General features: G+C 63.8%; 12 protein-coding genes and 1 pseudogene. 8 read left to right on the forward strand and 5 right to left on the reverse strand.

Going from position 1 to position 13,454, the window contains the following annotated elements:
* Entirely contained in the window at window positions 1–825 is an 825-nt protein-coding gene (locus AC1MCA_RS19910; protein WP_479800056.1) for an isoprenyl transferase, read from the forward strand.
* Here AC1MCA_RS19910 and AC1MCA_RS19915 read toward each other — a convergent pair.
* Together AC1MCA_RS19915 and AC1MCA_RS19920 are read right to left on the reverse strand one after the other, a co-directional pair.
* Window positions 786–1,868, reverse strand: a complete 1,083-nt coding sequence (locus tag AC1MCA_RS19915; protein WP_479800057.1) for an alpha/beta hydrolase — start codon at window positions 1,866–1,868, stop codon at window positions 786–788. The genes AC1MCA_RS19910 and AC1MCA_RS19915 overlap by 40 nt on opposite strands.
* Window positions 1,865–2,935 carry an alpha/beta hydrolase gene (locus AC1MCA_RS19920; protein WP_479800058.1) on the reverse strand — a complete coding sequence of 357 codons (1,071 nt, stop codon included), beginning with the start codon at window positions 2,933–2,935 and terminating at the stop codon, window positions 1,865–1,867. Before AC1MCA_RS19920 ends, AC1MCA_RS19915 begins: the two co-directional genes overlap by 4 nt.
* A 72-nt stretch (window positions 2,936–3,007) precedes the next feature.
* On the opposite strand from AC1MCA_RS19920, the gene AC1MCA_RS19925 reads away from it, so the two are divergent.
* Window positions 3,008–4,117 carry a quinone-dependent dihydroorotate dehydrogenase gene (locus AC1MCA_RS19925; protein ID WP_479800059.1) on the forward strand — a complete coding sequence of 370 codons (1,110 nt, stop codon included), beginning with the start codon at window positions 3,008–3,010 and terminating at the stop codon, window positions 4,115–4,117.
* A 120-nt stretch (window positions 4,118–4,237) separates the two neighbouring features.
* On the opposite strand, the gene AC1MCA_RS19930 is transcribed toward AC1MCA_RS19925, so the two are convergent.
* Window positions 4,238–4,840 carry a DUF3043 domain-containing protein gene (locus tag AC1MCA_RS19930; protein ID WP_479800060.1) on the reverse strand — a complete coding sequence of 201 codons (603 nt, stop codon included), beginning with the start codon at window positions 4,838–4,840 and terminating at the stop codon, window positions 4,238–4,240.
* Between the two features lie 53 nt (window positions 4,841–4,893).
* Here AC1MCA_RS19930 and AC1MCA_RS19935 point away from each other — a divergent pair, with 53 nt between their 5' ends.
* From AC1MCA_RS19935 to AC1MCA_RS19955, 5 genes are all read left to right on the forward strand, one after another.
* Window positions 4,894–6,339, forward strand: coding sequence for a M20/M25/M40 family metallo-hydrolase (locus tag AC1MCA_RS19935; protein WP_479800061.1), 1,446 nt, complete (start codon window positions 4,894–4,896; stop codon window positions 6,337–6,339).
* A 183-nt stretch (window positions 6,340–6,522) separates the two neighbouring features.
* Window positions 6,523–6,912: a HesB/IscA family protein gene (locus AC1MCA_RS19940; RefSeq protein ID WP_108600854.1), complete on the forward strand. Its 390-nt coding sequence runs from the start codon at window positions 6,523–6,525 to the stop codon at window positions 6,910–6,912.
* 187 nt (window positions 6,913–7,099) lie between these two features.
* The gene (gene ctaC / locus AC1MCA_RS19945) at window positions 7,100–7,972 is read left to right on the forward strand and encodes an aa3-type cytochrome oxidase subunit II (RefSeq protein WP_479800062.1); all 873 of its coding nucleotides are present in this window, start codon (window positions 7,100–7,102) and stop codon (window positions 7,970–7,972) included.
* Between the two features lie 10 nt (window positions 7,973–7,982).
* Entirely contained in the window at window positions 7,983–9,713 is a 1,731-nt protein-coding gene (gene ctaD / locus AC1MCA_RS19950) for an aa3-type cytochrome oxidase subunit I (protein WP_479800064.1), read from the forward strand.
* Complete coding sequence (locus AC1MCA_RS19955) at window positions 9,710–10,111, forward strand: cytochrome c oxidase subunit 4 (protein WP_479800065.1); 402 nt, start codon at window positions 9,710–9,712, stop codon at window positions 10,109–10,111. The genes ctaD and AC1MCA_RS19955 overlap by 4 nt, the downstream gene beginning before the upstream one ends.
* Before the next feature lie 389 nt (window positions 10,112–10,500).
* Here AC1MCA_RS19955 and AC1MCA_RS19960 read toward each other — a convergent pair.
* A pseudogene (locus tag AC1MCA_RS19960) lies at window positions 10,501–11,750 on the reverse strand (IS256 family transposase).
* Window positions 11,751–12,091: 341 nt separating this feature from the next.
* The gene (locus AC1MCA_RS19965; RefSeq protein WP_479800067.1) at window positions 12,092–12,385 is read right to left on the reverse strand and encodes an HPr family phosphocarrier protein; all 294 of its coding nucleotides are present in this window, start codon (window positions 12,383–12,385) and stop codon (window positions 12,092–12,094) included.
* A 184-nt stretch (window positions 12,386–12,569) separates the two neighbouring features.
* On the opposite strand from AC1MCA_RS19965, the gene AC1MCA_RS19970 reads away from it, so the two are divergent.
* Window positions 12,570–13,361, forward strand: a complete 792-nt coding sequence (locus AC1MCA_RS19970; RefSeq protein ID WP_108600850.1) for a GntR family transcriptional regulator — start codon at window positions 12,570–12,572, stop codon at window positions 13,359–13,361.
* Window positions 13,362–13,454: the final 93 nt, after the last annotated feature.

Raw genomic sequence — 13,454 nt, forward strand, 5'->3', positions numbered from 1 at the left:
GTGGTACTGGGAAAAAAGCAGAACATTGCGCGGAAGCGGACCACCCCCGTGATCGCGCCGTATCCCCACCCATCCGGTGCAATTGCCCCGGCGATCCCCGCAGAATTCATTCCACGGCATGTCGCCATAGTCATGGACGGCAACGGCCGCTGGGCCAACCAGCGGGGCCTGCCCAGGATCGAGGGCCACAAGGCCGGTGAGCCGGCCCTCCTGGACGTGATGGCCGGTGCCATTGAGCTGGGCATCGAATACGTCAGCGTTTATGCCTTCTCCACCGAGAACTGGCGGCGCTCACCCGAAGAGGTGCGCTTCCTGATGGGTTTTAACAAGGACGTGCTACGCAGGCAGCGGAACCAGTTGGACGAATGGGGCGTCCGCGTACGCTGGTCCGGCCGCCGGCCACGGTTGTGGGGGTCGGTGATCCGGGAGCTCGAAGATGCGGAAGAGTTCACCGCGGGCAACAGCACCTGCACTTTGAACATGTGTGTTAATTACGGCGGGCGCGCCGAGATCACCGACGCCGTATCCGCCATCGCCGCCGAGGTTGCGGCCGGGCGGCTCAAGCCCGGAGCCATCAGCGAGAAAACGATCCAGAAATACCTGGACGAGCCGGACCTGCCGGATGTGGACCTGTTCCTCCGGAGCTCCGGTGAACAGCGGTTGTCGAACTTCCTGCTCTGGCAGTCCGCCTACGCGGAGTTCGTCTTCATGGACACGTTGTGGCCCGATGTGGACCGCCGGACGCTCTGGAAGGCAGTAGAGATCTACGCCCAGCGGGACCGGCGTTACGGCGGTGCGGTAGACGCCGCCGCTCCGCAAGGGTAGGACTGCGCCCAGCCCGCGACGTCTCGGTAGGCTTCTTCCCGGATCTGCCGCTGCGATAAGAAGACATCGTGGATGGCACCGGGGTAGCGGAACACTGCAACCCTCCGCCCGAGGCGAAGGGCACGCCCCGCGGTCTCCTCTACATCGATGACTGCATCAACATGCATCAGGTCCTCGGTCCATTCGGCCTGGATCCTCGTCCTGTCCGAGAGCAGCACCAGCACCGGTGCACTGATGTCCAAACCCCTCGCGACGGCAGCATGCCCGGCCAGCACCGCTTTCGCCCAGCCTGCCCGGATCGGGAACGAGGCTGCCGGCCGCCAGATGGGATGGAGCTGCCACTCACCGTGGGCCTCGCTGCTGACGCTCTGCCAGTAACCGGGCATCTCGGGAAAGTTGAAGGGGCGCCGTGGATCTGCCCGTGCCAGCGGTTCCACCAGGTGCATGGCGATGTTCCGGATCAGGCTGCTGCCCTGGAGTTCCAGCCACGGTGCATTCAGGATAAGGGTCGCCAGGGAGCCCGGGTGGCGGTGCGCCCACATCGCCGCGATGAGGCCGCCGAAGGAATGCGCCAGAAGATGCACCTGGGGCGGCCTGCGCGGATCCCCGGGATGACCGACGTCGGCCGTGATCACTTCCAAAGCGGCCGCCAGGTCCTCGTCGTATATTTTGAGCTCCGTAGCGAAGCCGGGGGTCTGCCATTCCCGCAGGCTCCGCCCGAACTTCCTGAGATCCAGTGCATAGAAATGGAAGCCCTGCGCCGCGAGCTGTTCGGCCAGTTCGGCCTGCAAAAAGTAGTCAGCCCAGCCATGCAGGTAAAGCACCACCTTAGCGCCCGACCCGTGGCTATTGTCCCTGCCCGTCTCCGGCGGCCCGGCGTACCGGATCAGGGTAGCAACCACGGCACCTTCGTCGTCGGGGGCAAGAGGAAGTTCGCGGACCTGAAAGTCCGGGCCCAGGAAGTCTTCGGTCCAGAGGTCCCCGGCCGTGCCCTCCGGCAGCGGATCCATACCCGGCAACGCGCCGGCGGCCGGCCCTGTCATGCGCTGTGTCCAGGTTCGGCGCTGCCGGAGGAACCGTAGCCGCGTAACCACCGGGTGAGCCGCTCGTAGGCGTCTGCCCGGATTCCGGCTGGCGAGAGGAAGACGTCGTGGAGCGCGCCGTCAATCCGTTCCACCGTTACCGTGCGCCCCAGCGTCAGCGCCCGGAGCGCAATGATGTTGACGTCCAGGACGGCATCGGTCCGCCGCATTTCCTCGGTCCAGAATGGTCCGGTGGCGCTGCCCCGTGAGAGCAGCACCAGGATGGGAACGTCGATGGCCAGCCCGCGGGCCACCTTGGCATGACCGGAAAGGACTGCACTCAGCCAACCGGCCCGCAGCGGGAAGGCCATCGGTGGCCGGAATCTGTCATCAAGGGCCCACTCGCCGTCGGCCGAACTGCTGATGGTCCGCCAGTAAAATCCCCGCTCGGGCAGGCGGAGAACCGCCTCGGGGCGGAAACGCGCCACCGGTCCCACCATGGTGGATGCTGCACGGCGGACCAGCGAATTGCCGTGCATCTCCAGCCAGGGGCTGTTCAGCACAAGGTGGGACACCGTCCCCGGGTGGTTGCTGACCCAGAGGGCCGCCACAAGGCCGCCGGTGGAATGCCCCATCATGGTGAGCAGCATTGATTCGTCCCGAGCGCTCTGGGACTGGTGGGCCTGTTCCCCGGGGGGCGCATCGGAACGGATGATCCCGATGGCGTACTCGATCTCGGCGTCGTAATCTGCAAGATTGGCCACGTAACCGCCGGGAGCATCCGGGCGGAGGCTGCGCCCGTGGTTGTGCATGTCCAGTGCATAGAACTCGTAGTCGTGACGGGTCCAGAACTGCGCAAGGTCCACGTTGAAGAAATAGTCGCTCCAGCCGTGGAGGAACAGCACGGTGCGCCGCGGCCCCCGCCGCTCACCGGGATCCGTGGCGGGACCTTCCCCGGGTCCCATACCAACAGGCGCTTCGGGCCGGAACCGGACCAGCGTGGCGGTCCGCTGAACGCCGTCGGAGCCGGCGGCGAGGAACGTGCGCGCCTCAAAGCCTGCACCGAGGATGTCTGGCTGCCACGTCATGGTTTTATGCTAACCGGCCCTGCAGGCGGCCGCCGGTTTGGTCTGGACCGCCCAAGACGGAAAACTAGAGCCATGCGCGTATATCCGACATTCTTCAGGCTGGCCTTTTCATGGATGGACGCCGAACGCGCCCACAAGATCGGATTTAAGGGGATCAAGCTCGTCCATGCTTCCGGCGCGGGCCGCGTCCTGGCCAGGTTCACGGCACCGGCGCCGTCCCTGCAGACCACGGCATTCGGTGTCACCTTCCCGTCACCGTTCGGCCTCGCCGCCGGCTTTGACAAGGAAGGCCGGGGCATCGAGGCACTCACCGAGCTTGGGTTCGGCCATGTGGAAGTCGGAACCATTACCGGCCAGGCACAGCCGGGTAACGGGAAACCGCGCCTGTTCCGGCTGATTGAGGACCGCGCGGTGATCAACCGGATGGGGTTCAACAACGACGGCGCCGCAGCTGTGGAGCCGCGCCTCAAGGCAGCGCGTGCTGCCCTGCAGCGCAGGCACCCCAACGTGCGCCCCGTCATCGGAGTGAACATCGGGAAGAGCAAAGTAGTAGAACTCGACGATGCCGTGGCTGATTACCTGGTGAGCGCACGGAGCCTCGCGCCGGCCGCAGACTATCTGGTGGTCAACGTGAGTTCGCCCAACACTCCGGGCCTGCGGCTCCTGCAGGATGTGCAGACGCTCCGGCCGCTCCTGTCCGCGGTGGGGGAGGAGGCAGACCGTGCGGCGGGGCGGCACGTCCCCCTCCTGGTGAAGATTGCCCCGGACCTCAGCGACGAAGACATCGACGACGTTGCCCGGCTGGCGTTGGACCTGAAGCTGGACGGGATCATCGCCACCAATACGACCATCGGCCGTTCCGGGCTGGCGTCGCCGGCCGGCAAGGTTGCCGAGTGCGGCGCAGGCGGGCTGTCCGGGGCACCACTGAAGCAGCGGTCGCTGGAAGTCCTCCGCCGGCTTCGGGAAGCCACCGGCGGCGCGATCACACTGGTGGCAGTTGGCGGCGTGGAGACGGCCCTGGATGTGCAGGAGCGCCTGGACGCCGGCGCAACCCTGGTCCAGGGCTACACCGCCTTCCTTTATGAGGGACCGTTCTGGGCGGCGCGCATTAACCGCGAACTGGCCAAGGCCCGGACCCGCACAGGCGCCGTTGACAGCGGACAACGGACAACGGAGAGCTGACGCCGGAGAACCGACGGGGCAACACTTACTCCTGACAGACAACAAACCCCGGCGGAAAGACCGCCGGGGCTTGTTGGCTAAGGAACGGAGTGTGCGGCGGACCTGCATCCGCCCGGCACGTCAGGACGGGTACTGGCCGCGCTTGACGAGCGGCTTGGGCAGCCGCAGCTTGCGGAACTGCAATGACCGCATGGAGCCGTACCAGACCGTGCCGCGCTCCACTTCGCCGAATTTCGCGGTCAGCCTCTTGCGGAGCTGGCGGGACAGGATGAACACGTCAACGAACACTGCCAGGAACATCACCCAGAAACCGCCCAGGACGTAAATCATCTGTTCGCTCGAGGCGGGGACGATCAACGAGATGATGACGAAAACCAAGGCACCGAACATCAGGTACTCACCCAGGCTGAAGCGCGCATCCACGTAGTCACGGGTGAAGCGCTTCTGCGGACCCTTGTCACGCAGGGGCAGGAACTTCTCGTCGCCGGTATCCAGTGCCTGGCGCATTTTGGTCCGCTGGTCCTGGATGGCCTGGCGCTCAGCAGCCTTGGATGCCTTGCGGTCCTCCGGCACCAGGGGCCGCTTCCTCGCAGCTTCCTGGGCCTTCCGCGTGGGCGTGGGTGCGCCCTTGCCAAACGCGGCATCCTGCCGGGCGGCCGCTTCAGCGGCCTGCTGGTCTATTGATTGCTGCGCCGTTGGCGCTTCCTTTTTACGTCCGAACACCTCAACAGAATACCTTGCGGCCCGGGAGATTCCGCGCGGGTATTGTGATCGCCATGACTTCCTCTCCAGCGGAGACCCCGCGCGATGCCAGCAGCTCCGACAACCCCCGCTCTGCCGGGACCATCGACACGGCTGCACTCCGGCTGTCCGTCAGCGGGTCCTTCGACGCCACGATGACACGGCTCAAGGAGCTCGTGGCGATCCCGGGCATCGCCTGGCCCAGTTTTGATCCCGCCCCGCTGGAAGCCAGCGCCCAGGCAGTAGCGGAACTGCTGCGCGCGGCAGGACTTGATGAAGTCCAGGTTGTGCGGAGCAGGAAGGCGGACGGAACCGACGGCGGGCCCGCCGTCGTCGCACGCCGCCAGGCAGCCGCCGGGAAGCCGACCATTCTCCTGTACGCCCACCACGACGTCCAGCCGCCCGGCGATCCGGCTCTGTGGGAATCAGAGCCGTTCACCGCCGTCGAGCGTGACGGCCGGCTCTACGGCCGCGGTGCGGCGGATGACAAAGCCGGCATCATGGCCCACGTGGCCGCGTACACTGCTGCCGCTGAGGTCCTCGGCCGTGAGTTCGGCCTCGGGGTGACGTTTTTCATCGAAGGTGAGGAGGAAGCCGGCTCGCCCACCTTCCGCCCCTTCCTGGAGACGCACCGCGAACTGCTGAAGGCGGACGTCATCGTGGTCGCCGATTCAAGCAACTGGAAGGTGGGCGTTCCGGCCCTGACCACCAGCCTGCGGGGCCTCGTGGACGGAACAATCGAAGTCCAGGTGCTCGAGCACGCTGTCCATTCGGGCATGTTCGGCGGTCCCGTGCTGGATGCCCCCACCCTGCTCGCCAGGCTCATAGCCACACTCCACGATGCGGAGGGCAACGTAGCCATCCAGGGCCTGGTGTCATCCGATAACGTCGCCGTGGACCTCACTGAAGCGGAGTACCGCGCTGACGCCTCCGTCCTGGACGGTGTGCAACTGGCCGGCACAGGAAGCATTGCCTCTCGGCTGTGGACCAAACCGGCGCTGTCCATCATTGGCTTTGATGCACCTGCCGTTGACGTGGCTTCCAATACCCTGCTGCCACGGGCGCGCGCCAAGTTCAGCCTGCGCCTGGCCCCGGGACAGGTGCCTGCCGAAGCGATGGACGCGGTCCGGCGCCACGTGGAGGCGAACGCACCGTTCGGGGCGAAGGTGGTGTTCACCCCGGGTGAGAGCGGCAACCCGTTCCTGACTGATACTTCGTCCCAGGCCGCAGGGTTCGCCATGTGGGCCTTGGGGGAGGCCTGGGGTGTACCCGCAGTGGAGATGGGGATCGGCGGATCCATTCCCTTTATTGCGGACCTGACGGAGCTTTACCCTAACGTGCAGATTTTGGTCACCGGTGTCGAGGACCCGGATTCGAGGGCCCACAGCGCCAACGAATCCCTCCACATCGGCGATTTCCGGAACGCAGTGCTGGCCGAGGCGCTGCTGCTGGCCCGGTTGAATGCCGACGGCCTGGCCTGAGCCTGCTGCCGGAAACGGCAACGGGCGCCGCGCAGGGAACAACCAGGCAGTACTGATGGTTACGCCAGGAGTTAGAGCTACACGTCTGACCGAAGTAGCATGTAGCTATAGCCCGTACCGTATCCGTAGGGGCAGGTGCCGCCCAGGCAGCACCGCCAGGACCCGTCCTAAGAAGGTAGGCCAATGAGCACCGCAACCAATGAGAACAGCACCGAAACCACCAGCGCCGGCAGCGAAGAACTGGCTGCCCACGAGGTCAAGCTGACCGACGTCGCCGCAGGCAAGGTCCGCAGTCTTCTCGAACAGGAAGGCCGTACCGACCTTCGCCTCCGGGTTGCTGTCCAGCCCGGTGGCTGTTCGGGACTGATCTACCAGCTCTACTTCGATGAGCGCCTGCTCGACGGCGACGCCGTCCGCGATTACGACGGCGTCGAAGTTGTCGTTGACAAGATGAGCGTGCCCTACCTGAGCGGTGCCAGCATCGACTTCGAGGACACCATCTCCAAGCAGGGTTTCACCATCGACAATCCCAACGCCGGCGGCTCCTGCGCCTGCGGTGATTCGTTCCACTGACCCGGTCTTTTCGCCCGATGCCGGCGCCTGTTTTCTGTACCTCTAAAACGGTACGGAGGCACGGCGCCGACATGTGGGCGAAACGCCCGGCGGAGCGGTAAGCTCTACACCGAGTAGTAAAACTTTTAGTGTGCCCGGGACTGCTTTTTGCTTGCCGGGCTCCAGCAACAAGTAGGAAGGGCCGTCTGTGAGTTCGCAGAACCGAACCGGCAGCCGACGCACAACGATCACTACGATCTCAGCCTTGGCAATCGCCGGCGCGTTGGTTTTGACTGGATGTTCGCCAGAGGTAGAGAGAGGGTGGCTGCCCACTGAACGGGGCACCACCAGTAACACTGACCGCATCATGGACCTCTGGGTCAACTCGTGGATTGCTGCCCTGGTTGTGGGCACCATTACCTGGGGTCTGATCATCTGGTGCATCGTGGCCTACCGGCGCCGCAAGGGGACAGTAGGATTCCCGCGCCAGACCAGCTTCAACCTCCCGCTCGAAGTCTTTTACCTGACCATCCCGATCTTCATGGTCCTGGTGTTCTTCTACTTCACTGACCGCGACCAGCAGGCCATTGATGACCGTTCCCAGCCTGCCGACGTCGTCGTTGACGTCCGTGGCAAGCAGTGGGCCTGGGACTTCAACTACAAAGCCGGCGACGTCATCGAAGAGGACGTCTACGAAGCCGGTGAGCAGGCGCACCTGACGGGTAACACGATCGACAAGGAAAAGCTTCCGACGCTTTACCTGCCGGTCAACAAGTCAGTTGACCTCGAGCTCAATGCCCGCGACGTCATCCACTCTTTCTGGGTTCCCGCCTTCCTGCAGAAGCGCGACATGATCCCGGGCAAGACCAACTACATCAGGTTTACGCCCACCAAGGAGGGCACCTACGACGGTAAGTGTGCCGAACTCTGCGGCGAGTACCACTCCGAAATGCTGTTCCGCGTCAAGGTGGTGTCTGAAACCGAGTTCCAGGCACACATGGATGAGCTCCGGTCAGCGGGCAACATTGGACTCCTCGGCGAAGAGTACGACCGTAACCCCAACCTGAACGAAATTAAGTAAGGGGAGCGACGTGGCTACATACACTCAATCCGCACCCACCACCGGCGTCCTCACGGCCCCCGTGGTTCCCAAATCCAAGGGACGCATCGTCGTCAACTGGATCACTTCCACTGACCACAAGACCATCGGGTACATGTACCTGATCGCGTCCTTCGTGTTCTTCTGCTTCGGCGGCGTGATGGCTCTGCTGATCCGCGCCGAGCTGTTCGAGCCCGGTATGCAGATCCTGCAGACGAAGGAGCAGTACAACCAGCTGTTCACCATGCACGGCACGGTAATGCTGCTGATGTTCGCGACGCCCCTGTTTGCGGGCTTCACCAACGTGATCATGCCGCTTCAGATCGGCGCCCCGGACGTGGCCTTCCCCCGTTTGAACGCGCTGGCCTTCTGGTTCTTCCTTTTTGGTTCCACCATTGCTGTCTCCGGATTCATCACCCCCCAGGGTGCCGCTTCGTTCGGCTGGTTCGCTTACGCGCCGCTGTCCAACACCACGTTCAGCCCGGGAGTCGGCGGTGACCTGTGGGTCTTCGGCCTGGCGTTGTCCGGCTTCGGCACCATCCTTGGCGCGGTCAACTTCATCACCACCATCGTGTGCATGCGGGCCCCCGGCATGACCATGTGGCGTATGCCCATCTTCACGTGGAACGCCCTGATCACGTCCATCCTGGTCCTGATGGCCTTCCCGCCGCTGGCCGCGGCGCTGTTCGCCCTTGGTGCCGACCGCCGGTTCGGTGCGCATATCTTTGATCCGGAAAACGGCGGTGCCGTTCTCTGGCAGCACCTGTTCTGGTTCTTCGGCCACCCCGAGGTGTACATCATCGCGCTGCCGTTCTTCGGCATCGTCTCGGAGATCTTCCCGGTCTTCAGCCGCAAGCCCATCTTCGGCTACAAGGGCCTCGTGTATGCCACCATCGCCATTGCTGCGCTTTCAGTGACGGTATGGGCCCACCACATGTACGTGACCGGCTCGGTCCTGCTGCCGTTCTTCGCGTTCATGACCATGCTCATCGCCGTGCCCACCGGTGTGAAGTTCTTCAACTGGATCGGCACCATGTGGCGCGGTTCGCTGACGTTCGAAACACCCATGCTCTGGAGCATCGGCTTCCTCATCACGTTCCTTTTCGGTGGCCTGACCGGCATCATCCTGGCCTCACCGCCGCTGGACTTCCACGTTTCTGACTCCTACTTCGTGGTGGCCCACTTCCACTACGTGGTGTTCGGCACCGTGGTGTTCGCGATGTTCGCGGGCTTCTACTTCTGGTGGCCCAAGTTCACCGGCAAGATGCTCAACGAACGCCTCGGCAAGATCCACTTCTGGCTCCTGTTCCTGGGCTTCCACGGCACCTTCCTCATCCAGCACTGGCTCGGAGTTGAGGGCATGCCCCGCCGCTACGCCGACTACCTGGTGGAGGACAACTTCACGTGGATGAACCAGTTCTCCACAGTTGCCTCCTTCGTCCTGGGTGCCTCGCTCATCCCGTTCTTCTGGAACGTCTACATCACCTGGCGCAGCGGCGACCGCGTAGAGGTGGACGATCCCTGGGGATTCGGTGCCTCGCTCGAATGGGCAACGTCCTGCCCCCCGCCCCGCCACAACTTCACCTCACTGCCGCGCATCCGTTCGGAGCGCCCGGCATTGGACCTGCACCACCCCGAGCTCTCCCAGGTACACACAGTGGACTCACCGGCTCCGGCCGCAGCGGTACTCGGTAACGCCGACCAGAAGGACACAGCCAAGTGAAGATCGAATCATGGATTTTTGGAGGCGGCGTTTTCTTCTTCATTCCTGTCGCCTTGGTTTATGGCTTCCTGACCAACTGGAATGAGCCCGTGGGCCTGTTGGGTGTCCTGCTGTTGGCAGGCCTCGCAGGCATGATCGGCGGTTACCTCGGCTTCACCGGCAAGCGCGTCGGCCCCCGCCCGGAGGACCGCAGCGACGCCGAGATCCACGAGGGCGCCGGCGAGCAGGGCCACTTCAGCCCCTGGAGCTGGTGGCCGCTGGTCCTCGGCCTTGCATGCGCCGGAGGATTCCTCGGCATGGCTGTCGGATTCTGGATCGTCTTCATCGCAGGCGGACTCGCGCTCGTGGCCCTTGTTGGATGGGTCTTTGAGTACAGCCGTGGAGACCACGCACACTAGCGTTGGCGCTCCGCTGCTGAAGTAGGCAAACAACGACGTCGGGCCCCACCGAAAGGTGGGGCACGACGTCGTCAACTTCCGGCCCCGGCAACGGCGAAGGCAAGGGTAGGGGCAACGGCAACGGCAACGGCAAGGGCAAGGGTAAGGGCAATGGCAAAGGCGGCCGCGCTCCGCTATCAGCGACGCTCTGGCACTTCCTGCTGCTTTTCCTGCGACGCTCTGGCACCTCCTGCCGTTTTTCCTGCGACGCTCTGGCACCTTCGAAGTGCGAGTTGGCTAAACTCGTTCGCTGCGAACGGCAGACAGGGGGGAGAGCCGGTTATGCAGTCACAAAAGCTGGCGCGACGGGACTGTCCGATAAACGGTGTGTGGGGTCCGGCCGGTTTTCATTATTGAGTGGCTCTTTCGAACCGGCCCGCGAAGGTAATCGCAAACGCGTTCAGCGCCGGCTTCCACCTCATCACCCAGCGTGCCCGACCACCGCCGGTTGGATCAAGGGACCTGGTGACGAGGTACAGGCATTTCAGGGCGGCGGTTTCGTTCGGAAAGTGCCCGCGGGCCCTCACCGCCCTTCGGTAGCGTGCGTTGATCGACTCGATTGCGTTCGTTGTGCAGATCACCCGCCGGATCTCCACGTCGTACTCCAGGAAGGGCACGAATTCGGCCCATGAGGCTTCCCAGAGCCGTACGATGGCCGGATATCGCTGCCCCACTCGGCGGTGAACTCGGCGAACCGGTCCTTTGCCGCTTGTTCGGACGGGGCCGTGTATACGGGCTTGAGCGACTTGACGATACCGTCGCGGTGCTGGCGTCCGGCGTAGCGGAAGCTGTTGCGGATCAGGTGAACGATGCACTGCTGCACGACCGTTTGCTCCCACGTGGTCGTGATCGCCTCCGGCAGGCCCTTGAGCCCGTCGCAGACCGCGATCAACACATCTTCCACGCCCCGGTTCTTCAGCTCGGAGAATACCTGCAGCCAGAAGCGGGCGCCCTCGCCACCGTCGCCGGCCCAGATGCCCAGAATCTCCCGCTCCCCGTTCACGGTGACGCCCATGACGACGTAGAACGGGGTGTTGCGCACCTGCCCGTCACGGACCTTGACCACGATCGCGTCAACGAAGAGCACCGGATAGATCGGATCCAACGGCCGGGCCGACCATTCGGCCAGTTCCCCGGCGACCTTCTCCGTGATGCGGCTGATGGTGTCTTTGGAGACTCTGGCCCCATAGACCTCCTCGAAGTGCGCGGCGATTTCCCCGGTGGTCAACCCCCGGGCGGACAGCGAGAGGACGATCTGGTCGATCCCGTCCAGACGCCGTTTCCGCTTGGGCACGATCACCGGCTCGAATGATCCCTCACGATCCCGGGGCACCTCAATCTCGACCGGGCCGATCTCGGTCAGCACGGTCTTGCACCTGGTGCCGTTGCGCATGTTGGCGCCGATCGGCGTCTGGCCATGCTCGTGGCCCAGGTGCTCGGTCAGCTCCGCTTCCAGCGCGGCCTCAAGCACGTTCTTCGTCAGCTGGTTCAGTAACCCGCCCGGGCCTACCAGACTCACACCCTGTTCCCTGGCCTGCGCGAGCAACCGCTCCGCAAGCTCCTTCTGATCGATAATCTCTCCCGTCACAGGATCGATCATCACCCCTGCCATCTCGGTCGTGGACTCTGACACGGCCGTCTCCTTTCGGATCAGGCCGGACCCCACACACCGTTATTCAGACAGTCCCGGCGCGACGGAAAGTGAAAGAGCGTCGGGAAGATCGCAGCAGGAAGTGAAAGAGCGTTGGGAAGAATGCTGCAGTAAGTGAAAGAGCGTTGGGAAGAATGCGGCAGGAAGTGAAAGAGCGTTCGGGGACGACGGCGGGGGGTCAGTTCCGACCGCCGTAGAAGTCAGTAGCCACGTAGTCACCCCGACGTACTTCGGCGCGGCCGGGGAGAGGGGCATTGTCGCCCAGGTCCGGATGGTGCCGCAGCACGGCGTCAGTGCGCCCCCTGCGACTCCAGAAGGGCGGCGAGTGACTGGAGGGCATCCTCGGCTGCCTGGAGGCTTGAGGGATCCATAGCGGCGCTGTCCGGTACGGAAAGCTCCACCTCGCAGCCGCATTCGAAATCTGCTGTCATGACTTCGAGCAATGACCTGGCGTCGACCGCTTCAATGCCTTCCTTCCGGATCCTGATGGGAAGTCCTGTTTCCGTCACGGCCCTGACAAACACTGCTGCCGGGCGGGCGTGCAATCCGATTGACGCCGACACGACCGCTTTGTGCACTGGCAAGTGGGCTCCCTATTCCAGACGGCGCAGCCGTCTACAGCTGAAATTTCCTGTCCAATATAGCTGGCCAACTGCCTGCGCATCCAAATGTGGCGGCGGTCCCGGAAGCCATGAGCCCGGCTGGTCTAGACCTGCTCCCGGTTGCTTTAAGATTGGAGGGTGAAGACAGAAGCAGGAGAGTCCTTCCGTGGCTGCTGATGCCGGCGGAGTTGCCGGTGAAATTGACCGGAGCAGCGGAATTGCCATCTACGTCCAGCTGAGGGAACTCCTCAGGGCCTACATCAGTGATTCCTGTCCGCCGGGATCGGCCTTGCCATCTGAACGCGATCTGGCGGCAAGGTTTGGCCTCGCCAGGATGACGGTCCGCCAGGCCATCGACGCACTGGTTGGTGAAGAGGTCATTGAGCGCGTCGTAGGCCTCGGGACATTCGTCCGGAAGCCAAAACTCGACCTTCAGGTAAAACTCACTTCCTACAGCGAGGAAATGCAGCGGCGCGGAATGGTCCCCGCGGCAAAGGTGCTGAGTTTCGAGCAGATCGGTGCGAGTGCTTTCCTAGCCCGTGAGCTACAGGTCGAGGAGGGGACACCCCTCGTGCGGTTCCGGAGGCTCCTGCTGGCTGACGGCGAGCCCATGAGCGTGGACGAGAACTTCATCCCGGCACACCGTGTTCCGGGGCTGCTGGACGGCGATCCTCCAACTTCCCTCTACAACGTGCTCAGCGAACAGTTCGGCCTGGTGATGGAGTGGGGCGAGGACATGATCGAGGCGACGGCGGCATCACCGTCAACTGCCCGGCTTCTTAACGTCGATGTTGGGACACCCTTGCTTAAGATTCAACGCCACGCTTTTGTTGCCCGGGCGATGGTGGACTACTCGGTCTCCTACTACCGGGCCGATCGGTACAAGCTGTGGGTGCCGTTGCAGCGACCCGGTGCCAGGCCTGCCCGCAACCACGCCTCAGGGTATCGCAGCAACTGATCACGTTCTGGCAGGAGAACCGGCACCTCCGGCCGCCAACGCAAAAGGCCTGGTCCCAGGGACCAGGCCTTTTGCGTTGGATTAGAACAGTTG

It is taken from the genome of Arthrobacter sp. BK1 (assembly GCF_056680055.1).